Origin of the sequence: Pseudomonas sp. TH21, from assembly GCF_016651025.1 — a bacterium.
Lineage (GTDB): Bacteria > Pseudomonadota > Gammaproteobacteria > Pseudomonadales > Pseudomonadaceae > Aquipseudomonas > Aquipseudomonas aylmerensis.
The window spans coordinates 1,632,472-1,645,503 of sequence record NZ_JAEKEQ010000001.1; the positions used below are offsets into that span (position 1 = coordinate 1,632,472).

Annotated in this window: 14 protein-coding genes; 6 read left to right on the forward strand and 8 right to left on the reverse strand. The window is 59.6% G+C overall.

Features of this window, described 5'->3' with window-relative positions; genetic code table 11:
- Positions 1–41 precede the first annotated feature (41 nt).
- Positions 42–1,286, forward strand: a complete 1,245-nt coding sequence (locus JFU04_RS07280) for a lipoprotein-releasing ABC transporter permease subunit (protein WP_065901983.1) — start codon at positions 42–44, stop codon at positions 1,284–1,286.
- Between the two features lie 93 nt (positions 1,287–1,379).
- On the opposite strand, the gene JFU04_RS07285 is transcribed toward JFU04_RS07280, so the two are convergent.
- On the reverse strand, positions 1,380–2,735 hold the full coding sequence (locus JFU04_RS07285; RefSeq protein WP_201146325.1) for a heavy metal sensor histidine kinase: 1,356 nt from the start codon (positions 2,733–2,735) through the stop codon (positions 1,380–1,382).
- Entirely contained in the window at positions 2,732–3,412 is a 681-nt protein-coding gene (locus JFU04_RS07290) for a heavy metal response regulator transcription factor (protein WP_065901979.1), read from the reverse strand. The genes JFU04_RS07285 and JFU04_RS07290 overlap by 4 nt, the downstream gene beginning before the upstream one ends.
- A gap of 157 nt (positions 3,413–3,569) precedes the next feature.
- On the opposite strand from JFU04_RS07290, the gene copI reads away from it, so the two are divergent.
- Together copI and queF are read left to right on the forward strand one after the other, a co-directional pair.
- Positions 3,570–4,091 (forward strand): copper-resistant cuproprotein CopI, encoded by a 522-nt coding sequence (copI, locus tag JFU04_RS07295; protein WP_106804810.1) that lies wholly within the window; start codon positions 3,570–3,572, stop codon positions 4,089–4,091.
- 66 nt (positions 4,092–4,157) lie between these two features.
- On the forward strand, positions 4,158–4,988 hold the full coding sequence (queF, locus tag JFU04_RS07300) for an NADPH-dependent 7-cyano-7-deazaguanine reductase QueF (RefSeq protein WP_065901974.1): 831 nt from the start codon (positions 4,158–4,160) through the stop codon (positions 4,986–4,988).
- A 136-nt stretch (positions 4,989–5,124) separates the two neighbouring features.
- Here queF and JFU04_RS07305 read toward each other — a convergent pair whose 3' ends face one another.
- A complete protein-coding gene (locus JFU04_RS07305; RefSeq protein ID WP_065901972.1) occupies positions 5,125–5,391 on the reverse strand; it encodes a DUF4404 family protein in 267 nt (88 codons plus the stop codon).
- Positions 5,392–5,501: 110 nt separating this feature from the next.
- Positions 5,502–6,110 carry a phosphatase gene (locus JFU04_RS07310; protein WP_106804808.1) on the reverse strand — a complete coding sequence of 203 codons (609 nt, stop codon included), beginning with the start codon at positions 6,108–6,110 and terminating at the stop codon, positions 5,502–5,504.
- Positions 6,111–6,305: 195 nt separating this feature from the next.
- Between JFU04_RS07310 and JFU04_RS07315 the strand changes: the two genes are divergently transcribed.
- Positions 6,306–6,995, forward strand: coding sequence for an MlaA family lipoprotein (locus JFU04_RS07315; protein WP_065901968.1), 690 nt, complete (start codon positions 6,306–6,308; stop codon positions 6,993–6,995).
- Positions 6,996–7,057: 62 nt separating this feature from the next.
- Here JFU04_RS07315 and JFU04_RS07320 read toward each other — a convergent pair whose 3' ends face one another.
- Complete coding sequence (locus JFU04_RS07320; RefSeq protein ID WP_065901966.1) at positions 7,058–7,354, reverse strand: PilZ domain-containing protein; 297 nt, start codon at positions 7,352–7,354, stop codon at positions 7,058–7,060.
- A 276-nt stretch (positions 7,355–7,630) separates the two neighbouring features.
- Here JFU04_RS07320 and rssB point away from each other — a divergent pair, with 276 nt between their 5' ends.
- Both rssB and rssC read left to right on the forward strand, forming a co-directional pair.
- Positions 7,631–8,812 (forward strand): two-component system response regulator RssB, encoded by a 1,182-nt coding sequence (gene rssB / locus JFU04_RS07325; protein WP_017737359.1) that lies wholly within the window; start codon positions 7,631–7,633, stop codon positions 8,810–8,812.
- Positions 8,812–9,294 carry an anti-sigma factor antagonist RssC gene (gene rssC, locus JFU04_RS07330; protein ID WP_003172602.1) on the forward strand — a complete coding sequence of 161 codons (483 nt, stop codon included), beginning with the start codon at positions 8,812–8,814 and terminating at the stop codon, positions 9,292–9,294. Before rssB ends, rssC begins: the two co-directional genes overlap by 1 nt.
- A gap of 168 nt (positions 9,295–9,462) precedes the next feature.
- Here rssC and tal read toward each other — a convergent pair whose 3' ends face one another.
- The 3 genes from tal to JFU04_RS07345 form a co-directional block, all read right to left on the reverse strand.
- Positions 9,463–10,389, reverse strand: a complete 927-nt coding sequence (gene tal / locus JFU04_RS07335) for a transaldolase (protein WP_065901958.1) — start codon at positions 10,387–10,389, stop codon at positions 9,463–9,465.
- A gap of 380 nt (positions 10,390–10,769) precedes the next feature.
- Positions 10,770–11,765 carry a tRNA dihydrouridine(20/20a) synthase DusA gene (dusA, locus tag JFU04_RS07340; protein WP_201143751.1) on the reverse strand — a complete coding sequence of 332 codons (996 nt, stop codon included), beginning with the start codon at positions 11,763–11,765 and terminating at the stop codon, positions 10,770–10,772.
- A gap of 392 nt (positions 11,766–12,157) precedes the next feature.
- Positions 12,158–12,820 carry a Wzz/FepE/Etk N-terminal domain-containing protein gene (locus tag JFU04_RS07345; RefSeq protein ID WP_065901911.1) on the reverse strand — a complete coding sequence of 221 codons (663 nt, stop codon included), beginning with the start codon at positions 12,818–12,820 and terminating at the stop codon, positions 12,158–12,160.
- Positions 12,821–13,032 lie beyond the last annotated feature (212 nt).

Consider the following 13,032-nt stretch of genomic DNA (forward strand, 5'->3'; position numbering starts at 1 on the left):
TATAGCGCCGGGTTTTTTCTTTTTTTCAACGGTGCCCGCGAATGTTCAGACCGTTATCGATTTTCATCGGCACGCGCTATACCCGCGCCAAGCGCCGCAACCGTTTTGTTTCGTTTATCTCGATGACCTCGATGATCGGCCTCGCCCTGGGCGTGCTGGCAATGATTGTGGTGCTGTCGGTGATGAACGGCTTCCAGCGCGAAATGAGCTCGCGCATCCTCGGCATGGTGCCCCACGCGACCATCGTCGGCGTGAACCCGATCGATGATTGGCAGCCGGTAGCGGCGGCGGCGATGAAAAATCCAGAAGTCACCGCCGCTGTTCCGTTCACGCAGATGGACGGCATGTTCTCCTACAAGGGCGCGATGCAGCCGATCGAGATCAGCGGCGTCGATCCGGCGCAGGAAGGCAAGGTGTCGATCGTGGCCCAGCACATCGTGCAGGGCAAACTCGACGACCTGAAGCCCGGCGAGTTCGGCGTAGTCGTCGGTGAAATCACCGCGCGGCGTTTTCGCCTGAGTGTGGGCGACAAGCTGACCCTGATCGTGCCGGAAATCAGCAGCGCCCCGGGCGGTATCACCCCACGCATGCAGCGCTTGAATGTGGTCGGCATCTTCAAGGTCGGCGCCGAGCTGGATGGCTCCATGGCCCTGATCCATATGGCTGACGCTGCCGAGATACAGCATTGGCAGCCGAACCAGGTGCAGAGCGTGCGCCTGGCGGTGAAGGACCTGTACGCAGCGCCCAAGGTCTCGACGGACATCGCCGGCAGCCTCGGTGCAGCCTACAAGGCGGATGACTGGACCCACACCCAGGGCAGCCTGTTCAGCGCGATGAAGATGGAAAAGACCATGATCGGCCTGCTGTTGCTGATGATCGTCGCCGTGGCCGCGTTCAACATCATCGCGACCTTGATCATGGTGGTGAATGACAAGGGCGCAGACATCGCGATCCTGCGCACCATCGGCGCCACGCCTCGGCAGATCATGGCGATCTTCATGGTGCAGGGCACGGTGATCGGCATCGTCGGCACCTTGATTGGCGGCGTGCTGGGGGTGATTGCGGCGCTGAATGTCAGTGAGCTGGTGGGCTGGCTGGAGCGCGTGACGGGGCAGCATATCTTCAGTTCGGATGTGTATTTTGTCAGCAACCTGCCGTCGGAGCTGCAGGGCGGGGATGTGTTGCTGATTTGCTCGGCGGGGTTTGTGTTGAGCTTCTTGGCGACCATTTACCCGGCGTATCGCGCGGCGAAGATTGAGCCGGCGCATGCCCTCAGATATTCGTAGCCGTTAACACCGCGATCGCAGGCAAGCCAGCTCCCACATTTTTGAATGTATTCACAAGCTGGCTTGCCTGCGATACGGCCTGCCCAGCTTGCCTCAATCCTCCTTCGGCAACTCAATCACAAACCGCGTCCATCCTGCCTGCGACTCACAATAAATCCTTCCGCCATGCGCTCGCACGATCGATTGGGTAATCGCCAAGCCCAGCCCCGCATGCTCGCTGCTGCCTTCGCGGCGCGCCGGGTCGACTCGATAGAAGCGATCAAACAGGCGCGGTAACAGCGCCGGTGCAATACCTTCACCGTTGTTCTCTACGGTCAGCGTCACCCCGCGGGCATCTTCTGTCATCCGTACCCGCACTTCGCCACCCGCCGGGGTAAACCGCAACGCGTTATCCAGCAGGTTCGACAAGGCTCGGCGCAGCATGCTGCGATCGCCGCGTGTCTGGGCAGCGCCTGCGCACACCAGGCTGACCTGCGCGTCTTCGGCCAGCAGCGTGAAGAACTCCAGCAACGCGTCGACTTCCTCCGCCAGCGCCAGCGGTTCGCGCGTGGGCACCAGCAAGCCGTGGTCGGCCTTGGCCAGGTAGAGCATGTCGTTGACCAGTTGCGCCATCCATTGCAGCTCTTCCAGGTTGCTGTGCAGCGCCTCGCGGTAGTCCTCCAGCGGGCGCGGCTGGGTGAGGATGACCTGGGTGTGGGTCAACAGGTTCGACAGCGGCGTGCGCAGTTCGTGGGCGATATCGGCGGAGAACGCCGAAAGGCGCTGGAACGCGTCGTCCAGGCGACCGAGCATCGCGTTGAAGACCTGCGCCAGTTCCGCCAGCTCTGGCGGCATGTGCTGCTCGGGCAGACGCTGGGTCAGGGAATGCGCGGAGACGCTGGCCGCCACATCGCCCATGCGTCGCAAGGGCCGCAACCCACTGCGCGCGGCCCAGGCGCCGAGCAATGCGGTGGCCAGGGCCGAGAGGCCGACAGTCAACCAGATCAGGTGCTGCATGCGCTGCAGGAAGTGTTGGTGGTGAGTGATGTCGAGTATCAGGCTCAGTTGCGGCGAGTCCGGCTGGCTTGGCGCCAGTGGCACGTTGTACACGCGGTAGTCGGTGCCGGCGTTCTGCAGGCGGTGCAAGCCCGGTGCCTCGGGCAAGCTCATGCCCGCCGCGCTGTCAAACCAGTGCTGGCCAGCGGCGCTGATGCGCAGCGTCAGGTCGGGTTGGCGAGTGAGTTCGGTGCGCAGTTGCGCTTCGCGCTGGGCAAACAGCTGCGGCGTGTCGACGCCCTGCAAGGTACTGCGCAAGGCGACTAGTTTGCCGTCGAGCAGTTGCTGGTCCAGCTCGATAAAGTGCGTTTCACTGGCATGATTGAACAGCACGCCGGCCAGCAGCGACACCACCGCAGTACAGCCGGCAAACAGCAAGGCCAGGCGGCTGGCCAGGGACAGGCGCGAGATCAATTGCACCGTGCCTCCAGCACATAACCCATGCCGCGCACGGTGTGGATCAGCTTGGTGGGGTAGTTGTCGTCGACTTTCAGGCGCAACCGGCGGATCGCCACTTCGATGATGTTGGTGTCGCTGTCGAAATTCATGTCCCAGACCTGGGAGGCAATCAGCGACTTGGGCAGCACTTCGCCCTGGCGGCGCAGCAACAGTTCCAGCAGCGAGAACTCCTTGGCGGTGAGGTCGATGCGCTGGCCGTCCCGTTCGACACGGCGGCGAATCAAATCCAGGCGCAGGTCGGCCAACTGCAAGGCGGTTTCCTGCGGGGCACTGCTGCCACGGCGCAACAGGCTGCGCACGCGTGCCAGCAGTTCGGAAAAGGCGAAGGGTTTGACCAGGTAGTCGTCGGCGCCGAGTTCCAGGCCGTGCACGCGGTCTTCCACGGCGTCCCGGGCGGTCAGGAACAGCACCGGAATATCCAGGCCGGCGCCGCGCACCGCTTGCAGGATTTGCCAGCCGTCGCGGCCGGGCAGCATCACATCTAGGATCAGCAGGTCGTAGTCGCCGGTCAACGCCAGGTGCTGGCCGCTGGCGCCGTCGGCCACCCATTCGGTGGTAAAGCCAGCCTCGGCCAGGCCCTGGCGCAGGTATTGGCCGGTTTTGGCTTGGTCTTCGACAATCAACAGTTTCATGGGCAGCTCTTGGCAAACAGGGCACGACCGGCTTTATACCGTGGGGGCCGGGGTAAGGGCGCAACCTGACAAAGTTGTAATCTAGCAGTCAGCTGGCTGGCAGCGGCGTCATCTTAGAGTGCTGATCCTGCGGTTTACATAGTTTCGGAGAAGAGAGATGGCGTTGCGTACTCCCCTGATGTTGGCAGGCTGCCTGTTGGCGCTGAGTTTCGGTGCGGCGGCTGACACGGCTCACACATACGCGTTCGGCCAGCCGGCACCGGCGAACCAGGCCACGCGCACCGTGCAAGTCACGCTGCAGGACATTTCCTTTTCACCCAAGTCCTTGGACGTCAAGGCTGGTGAGACGGTGCGCTTTGTACTCGTCAACAAAGGCCAGTTGCTCCATGAATTCAACCTGGGTGACGCGGCGATGCATGCCGAGCACCAGAAGGAAATGTTGCAGATGCAAGCCAGCGGCATGCTTACCGCCACCGGTATGGGCAAGATGGACCACAGTGCGATGGGCCATGGCGACATGGGCGGCATGAAGCACGACGACCCCAACAGTGTGCTGGTGGAGCCGGGCAAAACCGCCGAGCTGACCTGGACCTTTACCAAGGCCACCGGGCTTGAGTTCGCGTGCAACCTGCCGGGGCATTACCAGGCGGGGATGGTCGGCAAGCTGACCGTCGAGTAAGGCGGTTCTTAGAGGCGGGATCAAAGGCTGGTAGACTGGCTGGGTTTATTTAGCCAGGTTTCCGCCATGCATCCCGCAGCCGAACATTCGCCGCTGGGCAAGTCCAGTGAATACATCTCCACCTACACCCCCTCGTTGCTGTTCCCGATTCCGCGCGCCGCCAAATGGGCCGAGCTGGGCCTGAGCGCCGAGACCCTGCCTTATAAAGGCGTGGATTTCTGGAATTGCTTCGAATTGTCCTGGTTGTTGCCATCGGGCAAGCCGGTGGTGGCCATCGGTGAATTCAGCATTCCGGCCGATTCGCCGAACATCATCGAATCCAAGTCATTCAAGCTGTACCTCAATTCGCTCAACCAGAGCGCGTTTGCCGACGTACACAGTCTGGAAGCCACCCTGCGCACCGACCTCAGCGCGGCTGCCGGCAAGCCTGTGAGCGTGCGCGTGCGCAGTCTGGCCGAGGTTGAAGCCGAAGGCGTGCAGGCTTTGCCGGGTGTGTGCATCGACGATCTGGATATCAGCGTCAGCAACTACGAACACCCGCGCCCCGAACTCTTGCGCTGCGATGCTTCGCGTGTGGTCGAGGAGAGCGTGCACAGCCACTTGCTCAAATCCAACTGCCCGGTGACCAGCCAGCCAGACTGGGGCAGCGTGGTGGTGGACTATCGCGGGGCGGCACTCGATCACGCCAGTTTGCTCGAATACCTAGTGAGCTTTCGCCAGCATTCGGACTTCCATGAGCAGTGCGTGGAGCGCATCTTCCTGGACCTGCAGCGCTTGCTCAAGCCAGAGAAACTGACGGTGTATGCGCGGTATGTGCGGCGTGGCGGGCTGGATATCAACCCGTACCGCAGCACCGAGGATGTGGCGTTCCAGAACGTGCGCCTGGCTCGCCAGTAGCTATCACGCAAATCAAATGTGGGAGCTGGCTTGCCTGCGACTGCGGTGTATCAGTCACCTGATGGATGACTGAATGATCGCGATCGCAGGCAAGCCAGCTCCCACATGGGTTTCTGCGCTTGCCTTGGGGCCTGGTTCAGATCCCGATGTTGCCCAGGGTGATCATGATATTGCGCAATGTGCCGGAAATGACCGGATGATCGGCATCGAACTCTATGGCCGCTTGGTTCACATCATCGGAAATACTTGGCGTCTGAGTCGCCGGTTCGAGTTCGAGTTGTAATTCAAACTTGGCAATCAAGGCTTCCAGCGCTTCGCGTTTTTCTTCCGGCAGCGGCGGTTCCTGTTCCAACTGCCCGCGCAGGATCTCGACCTGTTCTTCCAGTTTTTTGCGATCAGGCATGACGTGGTTCCTTTTATCGATAGGCACTGGCATAGACCACGGCACGCCGAGAAAGGTCTACGAGCTGACCTGTAGATTAATCCACTGGCGCCCTCCGTGCATGATCTCGATCAGGGCTTCTCGCCCTTGAGCTGGCGCAGGCTGATGTCGGCCAGGCAACTGCCGAGCTCGCCCAGGTGGTCGATCACCGAGTGCACGCCCAGGCCATACAGGGCGACGGTGGCCTTGCCGCGCTTGTACTCGCGCTCCTGCTCGCTCAGCGCCTGCCATTGCTCGGGGGCCATGCCGCACAGCGAGCCGCACGAGGCCAGGCCGATAGTCCACAGGCCGGCGTTCAGCCCCGATTGCAGCAAGCGCGGCTCGCCGCTGACCAGCACGCAGCCTTCCAGGCGTTCGATATTCAGTTCCATCAAGGCTTGCCAGCACGCGTGGGGCGCCGGCCAGCGGATGGAGGAGGGCGATGCAGCCTTGAGCCACTCGGGGAGTGAGGCCGACAGCGCGGTGGTCACCGGGGGTGGCAATTCATCCAGCCAGGCACAGGGCACGCCTTGATCCTTCAGGCTGCGCAGGATTTTCAGGGCGCCGGGTGTGGCATGGGAGCCCAGCGTGGGGGAATCTGTGCGTGCCCGGGAACCGAAGTCCACCAGGCAGCCACTCAGGCCAAACAGAACTGCAGTCAAGGCAGGCGCGCTGGCGATGGCAATCTCGGCGTGAGGCATTTCAACATCCCTGAAATAGCCCTGACGCTAACGGGGCACGATGACAAGCCGATGACAGCAGGGTTAATTGTAGGAATTTTGTGCATTTCCCGTATGTCGTTTCCTGCATGCTGCCTAATTGGACACTTCCGTCATATACTGGCCGTCTTATTCAGGGCATAGCGCCCATGACAGACCATTCAAGGAGCAAAAGCTATGCGCTGGAGCCACTACTTCGCTCAGCTGTCGGTGTGTGCCACTGTGCTGCTGGCGCCGTTCGCCGCACAGGCCGCGTCCGAAGACGATCCATGGGAAAGCGTCAACCGCCCGATCTTTACCTTCAACGACACCGTTGATACCTACGCGCTCAAGCCGTTGGCCCAGGGCTATCAGTTTGTGACTCCGCAGTTCGTGCAGGACGGCGTGCACAACTTCTTCCGCAACATCGGCGATGTCGGCAACCTGGCCAACAACGTGCTGCAACTCAAGCCGCATGCGGCGGGTGTGGACACGGCTCGCCTGCTGATGAACACCACCTTCGGTGTGCTGGGCTTTATCGACGTCGGCACCAAAATGGGGCTGCAGCGCAGTGACGAAGACTTCGGCCAGACCCTCGGCTACTGGGGCGTCGGCAGCGGGCCTTACGTGATGCTGCCGTTGCTGGGCCCGAGCACCTTGCGTGACGCGCCGTCCAAGTACGTGGACAGCTACACCCAACCGTACCGCTACATGAACGATATCGGCTGGCGCAACAGCACCTTCGGCCTGAATATCGTGGACACCCGTGCCAGCCTGCTCGACAGCGAGAAGCTGATCACCGGCGACAAATATACGTTTATCCGCAACGCCTACCTGCAGAACCGTGAGTTCAAGGTCAAGGATGGCAAGGTCGTCGACGACTTCTAAGCCGTGACGTTTTGAAATGAAAAAAGGCGACCCTGGCGGTCGCCTTTTTTTGTGCGCACTTTTCAGTGCATTTTCAAGATCTTGAGGCCCAGTTGCTGCTCCTCACCGGTGGTCTTGGTCCAGACCACTTCGGTGTCCGCCTCCAACCCCTTGAGTGCGGCGTGCTCCGATTCGATGCGCACCGTCAGGTGGTCGCCTGCCTTGAATTGACGAGGCGCCTGGACCTGCATTCCGGAGCTTGAAAGGTCCACGCACACCCCGGCAATCTCCTGCCCGGCGTGGATAAGAGACACATCGGCATCCACGCGCATGCGGATGAAATCGCGTTTTTCGGCGTAGTCGCGCTCGTGTTCGCTCATGGGTTCCATCCTTACTTTGTGTTGTGGTCGTGCCCGTTCTTATAACTCCCGGTGATTTGCGGTGTAAAGACGCCCGGCGACCATCGGCATGAGCTTGAAACCCCTGGCGGATGGGAGTACCGTCTGCGCCTTAGAAGGGCACCTCTGCTTTACCGTTGTGCGTGGGCTAAAATCCCGTATGTTGTAGGACAGAGAGGCTAGAAAGCGAATCCAGTACGTGCGCCCGGCCATTGCCGAGCCACCTACGCCAACCTAATTCTGGCGCCGTTTGCCCACATGCAAAAAACCAGTGCCACGCTGCTGATAATCGATGACGACGAAGTAGTGCGCGCGAGCCTCGCGGCCTATTTGGAAGACAGTGGCTTCAGCGTCCTGCAGGCCAGCAATGGCCAACAGGGTCTCCAAGTGTTCGAGCGCGACAAGCCCGACCTCGTGATCTGCGACCTGCGCATGCCCCAGATGGGCGGCCTCGAGCTAATTCGCCAGGTGACCGAGCTTGCCCCGCAGACGCCGGTGATTGTCGTGTCCGGTGCCGGGGTGATGAACGATGCCGTCGAGGCCTTGCGCCTGGGCGCTGCCGACTACCTTATCAAGCCCCTGGAAGACCTGGCGGTGCTGGAGCACTCGGTACGTCGCGCCCTGGACCGTGCACGCCTGTTGTTGGAAAACCAGCGTTACCGCGAAAAGCTCGAAACCGCCAACCGCGAACTCGAAGCCAGCCTGAACCTGCTCCAGGAAGACCAGAACGCCGGTCGCCAGGTGCAGATGAACATGTTGCCGGTCAGCCCGTGGACCATCGACGAATTCCAGTTCGCTCACCAGATCATCCCGTCGTTGTACCTGTCGGGTGATTTCGTCGACTACTTCCGTGTTGATGAGCGGCGTGTCGCGTTTTACCTGGCCGATGTTTCCGGCCATGGCGCATCCTCTGCTTTTGTAACCGTGTTGTTGAAGTTCATGACCACACGGCTGTTGTTCGAATCCAAGCGCAATGGCACCTTGCCGGAGTTCACCCCCTCCGAGGTGTTGGGCCACATCAACCGGGGCTTGATCAGCTGCAAGCTGGGCAAGCACGTGACGATGGTAGGCGGCGTGATTGATGAAGAAACCGGTCTTTTGACCTACAGCATCGGCGGTCACCTGCCGATGCCGGTTTTGTACACTCCCGACAGTGTGCGCTACCTGGAAGGGCGTGGCCTGCCCGTAGGCTTGTTCAATGAAGCGACCTACGAAGACCACATCCTGGAGCTGCCACCGACGTTCAGCCTGACGCTGATGTCCGATGGCATCCTGGACCTGCTTCCAGAGCCTACACTCAAGGAGAAAGAAGCTGCCTTGCCCCAAAAGGTCAAGTCGGCGGGCGGCAGCCTGGATGGCCTGCGGCAGGTTTTTGGATTGGCCACGCTAGGGGAGATGCCGGATGATATCGCCCTATTGGTGTTGAGCAGGAATCTTTGATGAGTACCGGAAGAATCCAATTCGCCGAGCAAGACGGGACCTTCGTCCTGAAATTTGTCGGTGAAGTGCGCCTGACCTTGTGTTCGGCGCTGGATGCGACGATTGAGCGGATTTTCACAGCGTTGAATTTTTCGGCGATCGTGATCGATCTGACCGAAACCCGCAGCATCGATAGCACCACCCTTGGGTTGTTGGCCAAGTTGTCCATTCTGTCTCGGCAGAAGGTCGGCCTGTTGCCGACGGTTGTCACCACCCATGAAGACATCACCCGTCTGCTGCAGTCCATGGGTTTTGACCAGGTGTTCAACATCGTTGATCGCCCGATCCCATGCCCTGAATGCCTGACCGACCTGCCTTCCCAGGATCAGTCCGAGGAAGTGGTGCGGGTCAAGGTGCTGGAAGCGCACAAGATCCTGATGGGCCTGAACGAGTCCAATCGCGAAGCGTTCCACGACCTCGTGAATGCCCTCGAACGCCACTGACCTGGATTTTCAACGGTAGGCGCTGGCTTGTCAGCCTATCTGTTGCTGCTTCACCACACTCGCGAGCAAGCGTGCTCCTGCAGCTTGAACGGTGGCCGGCTCAAGATCGATGAAACACAAAAAAGGGCGGTACCCGCGAGGGTGCCGCCCTTTTTGCTACCGCCGCTTTTACAGCTTGGCAGTCAGCAACGCCTCCAGCTTCTCCTGGTCGCGAGCAAACTGACGAATACCCTCGGCCAGCTTCTCGGTGGCCATCGCATCCTCGTTGGACTCCCAACGGAACTGCGCTTCTGTCAGATGCACACGGGCTTCGCCGGCATGGCCTGGCGAAAGCTTGCGCTCCAGCTTGCCTTCATCGGCTGCCAGCTTCTCCAGCAGGTCCGGGCTGATGGTCAGGCGATCACACCCGGCCAGCTCTTCGATCTGGCTCAGATTACGGAAGCTCGCCCCCATCACCACGGTCTTGTAGCCATTGGCCTTGTAGTAGTTGTAGATGCGCGTTACCGACTGCACACCTGGGTCTTCGGCGCCGGTGTAGTCATTGCCATTGGCCTTCTTGTACCAGTCATAGATACGGCCCACGAACGGCGAGATCAGGAACACGCCGGCTTCTGCGCACGCTACGGCCTGGGCGAAGGAGAACAGCAGCGTCAGGTTGGTCTGGATGCCTTCTTTCTCGAGCTTCTCCGCCGCACGGATACCTTCCCAGGTGGAGGCGATCTTGATCAGCACGCGATCACGGCCAACACCTGCCTTGTCGTACAGGTCGATCAGGCGATGCGCACGCTTGAGCACGGCGTCGGTATCGAATGACAGGCGCGCATCCACTTCGGTGGAGATGCGCCCAGGCACCACTTTCAGGATCTCCTGGCCGACGGCCACTGCAAACCGGTCGCTGGCCAGGCCGACATCACCGTTGCAGTCCTTTACGCACTCATCCAGCAGCTTGGCATAGCCTGGAATCGAGGCGGCCTTGAGCAGCAGGGAAGGGTTGGTGGTGGCGTCTTGCGGCTTGAGCTTGGCGAGGGTTGAGAAATCGCCGGTATCGGCTACGACAGTGGTGAATTGCTTGAGTTGTTCCAGCTTGGAAGTCATGGGCGTGCTCTGTCCTATGGGTCTGATGACATTACCCGAGCGCTGGCAGGCGCTCAAGGGCGCAAATGCGTTCGATCGTTTGCGAGGGCAACATCCTGAAAACAGCCGTTTGAATGACTGATCTTGCTGGTAAATAGGAGGGCAAAACGGCCGGCAGGTTCAACCCAACTGCCCTACGGGCAGCGTAGCCCCGCGGAAGCCGTCTCCCTGTGGCGAGCAGGCTTGCCCTGCGTTGGGTCGCGCAGCGGCCCTAAAATCTTTGAACGCGTTCCAACTGAAAAATCGCATCAGTCCTACTGGGGGCGCTTCGCCCCCAACGCAGGGCAAGCCTGCTCGCCACAACAGCCCAGCCACTCAACATTTCCCTGGCGCCCAGCCCATCAGCGCCCCTCCAACAACTCCCCAGCCTGGTCCAGCAACGCCAAAGGGTCCGTGGCTTTATGAATGTCCACCGACAACAACTGCCGAAACTTGCGCGCCCCGGGGAAGCCCGTGCCGAGTCCCAGCACATGCCGTGTGATGTGATGCATCGAGCCGCCCGTGGCCAAGTGCTGCGCAATATAAGGCCGCAACTGCGCCAGCGCCTCAGCGCGGCTGATCACCGGCTGCGAGCTGCCATACAACTGCTGATCCACCTCTGCCAGCAAATACGGATTGTGATAGGCCTCGCGGCCGAGCATTACGCCGTCAAATGTCTGCAAGTGCTCGTGGCACTGCTCCAGCGTCTTGATCCCGCCATTGAGGATAATCTCCAGCTCGGCAAAATCCTGCTTCAACTGCGCCGCCACGTCATAGCGCAACGGTGGAATGTCCCGATTCTCCTTGGGCGACAACCCCTCCAGAATCGCGATCCGCGCATGCACGGTAAAACTGGTGCAGCCCGCGTCCTTGACCTGCCCGACGAAATCACACAGTTCGGCGTAACTGTCCCGGCCGTTGATCCCGATACGATGCTTCACCGTCACCGGAATCGACACTGCATCGCGCATCGCCTTCACACAATCGGCCACCAGGGCCGGGTGACCCATCAGGCAGGCGCCAATCATGTTGTTCTGCACGCGGTCGCTGGGGCAACCCACGTTCAGGTTCACCTCGTCATACCCCGCAGCCTCAGCCATGCGCGCGCACGCAGCCAGATCCGCCGGCACACTGCCGCCCAACTGCAACGCAAGCGGGTGCTCGGCTTCGTTGTGACGCAGGAAGCGTTCGTGATCGCCGTGCAGGATTGCGCCGGTGGTGACCATCTCGGTGTAGAGCAGGGCGTGCTTGGAGAGCAGGCGCAGGAAGTACCGGCAGTGGCGGTCGGTCCAATCCATCATCGGGGCGACGGAAAAGCGGCGTGACAAGGGTTGCGATAAAGCGCTGGTCAGGGACATTGGACAATCTGAGTGGGTAAGGCAGAGGGGGCGAGTTTATCAGGAATCAAGGGCAGGATTCGTGCTCTGCCTGCCCTGGTCCAGGATGCCCGGCTTCAATCATTGGGTCACGACATTCCCTTGATGAAAAATCTTGCGCTTGGCGAGGCGGCTGGTGGTTGCACGCCGACTTGCCAGTCGACCGAAGAGAGGGGATCTGCTCGTCCCTCGACCGCAAAAATCACGGTGAAAAAAGAGTCGTGCAGTGTAATAATGGCTCCAGGCCATCAACTGCTTTCTTATAAGTACTATTAATGAAAACGACATTTTCTGCGAAATTGTTTATTGTTTTTGTTGCGTCGCTATTGGTCTGCATTATCTATTTTCTGGTTGAAGCATTTCTGTAGCGCACTTCACGTTCGGCGGGCGTGTTGGTGTTGCTGTATGAGAAATCTACTGATCACAAACAGGCTGCCCAATATCAAGCCTAAAAAGCCACCTAGCAAAGTGAATTTTTTTGAGGGTGTGGTATTGGTGGCTTTTACGTCGTCGATGGCGTTGAACGCTCGCACGTTATCACCAGGAGTCAAGGCAGGTAAGTTCAGCGCGATGGCGTCCGTGTTCGCTGCATCCAGGGCGGATTTGAGTTGGGATCGCGCCAGCGCTTCAGTTGTAGCAGTGGCCGATGCGACATACAGAATAGCCTCGTTTTTACCTGTCTTCGGCGTAGTTTCCTTCACGTTAACCGACTGCGCCGCCATCACGCCCATGGCCGTATAGAACATGTCGTTTTGTATGGAGCTGTAGAGCTCGGTTTCCTTCAGTGGTGGATTCGCTTGGGTGCTTGCATCGTTGTCTTTAATTTCTTTATATAAGCTGTAGAGCGACGACTTGGTGATGTAAGTACTGGCAGTCCATTGTTCGGGAGCCGTTGCATTGATTGCAAATGAGACAGCCGCGCCCGCGAGCGTGGTGGCTATGATGGTTTTCTTACTTGACCACAAGGCGAGGAGAAGTGGAATCAGGTCTATTTCATCATCTGTGGAACGCGGTTTTGAATTCGTTGAAATGCTCACGAAAAATTCCTTTATTTACGTTCCCGGATTGTAGAGAAAAAACCGACATATGACATGTATTAATCCCAACGCGATTAAATGCGAATAGTTCCTGTTTGTTGTGGCGGGTGTTGTTTCAATCGACTGTTCGCGCTTTGATTGCAGTTTGAACTGCAGCTGGCACGTACAGAAGTTTCATGATGCCTGGCAACACACTGGCATAGGATCACTCG

Excerpts from the sequence above, each read along its gene's own strand:
- dusA (WP_201143751.1), bottom strand. The coding sequence starts at position 11,765 with ATGTCCCTGACCAGCGCTTTATCGCAACCCTTGTCACGCCGCTTTTCC.
- JFU04_RS07310 (WP_106804808.1), bottom strand. The coding sequence starts at position 6,110 with ATGCCTCACGCCGAGATTGCCATCGCCAGCGCGCCTGCCTTGACTGCA.
- tal (WP_065901958.1), bottom strand. The coding sequence starts at position 10,389 with ATGACTTCCAAGCTGGAACAACTCAAGCAATTCACCACTGTCGTAGCC.
- JFU04_RS07320 (WP_065901966.1), bottom strand. The coding sequence starts at position 7,354 with ATGAGCGAACACGAGCGCGACTACGCCGAAAAACGCGATTTCATCCGC.
- JFU04_RS07315 (WP_065901968.1), top strand. The coding sequence starts at position 6,306 with ATGCGCTGGAGCCACTACTTCGCTCAGCTGTCGGTGTGTGCCACTGTG.
- queF (WP_065901974.1), top strand. The coding sequence starts at position 4,158 with ATGCATCCCGCAGCCGAACATTCGCCGCTGGGCAAGTCCAGTGAATAC.
- copI (WP_106804810.1), top strand. The coding sequence starts at position 3,570 with ATGGCGTTGCGTACTCCCCTGATGTTGGCAGGCTGCCTGTTGGCGCTG.
- JFU04_RS07280 (WP_065901983.1), top strand. The coding sequence starts at position 42 with ATGTTCAGACCGTTATCGATTTTCATCGGCACGCGCTATACCCGCGCC.
- JFU04_RS07305 (WP_065901972.1), bottom strand. The coding sequence starts at position 5,391 with ATGCCTGATCGCAAAAAACTGGAAGAACAGGTCGAGATCCTGCGCGGG.
- JFU04_RS07290 (WP_065901979.1), bottom strand. The coding sequence starts at position 3,412 with ATGAAACTGTTGATTGTCGAAGACCAAGCCAAAACCGGCCAATACCTG.
- rssC (WP_003172602.1), top strand. The coding sequence starts at position 8,812 with ATGAGTACCGGAAGAATCCAATTCGCCGAGCAAGACGGGACCTTCGTC.
- rssB (WP_017737359.1), top strand. The coding sequence starts at position 7,631 with ATGCAAAAAACCAGTGCCACGCTGCTGATAATCGATGACGACGAAGTA.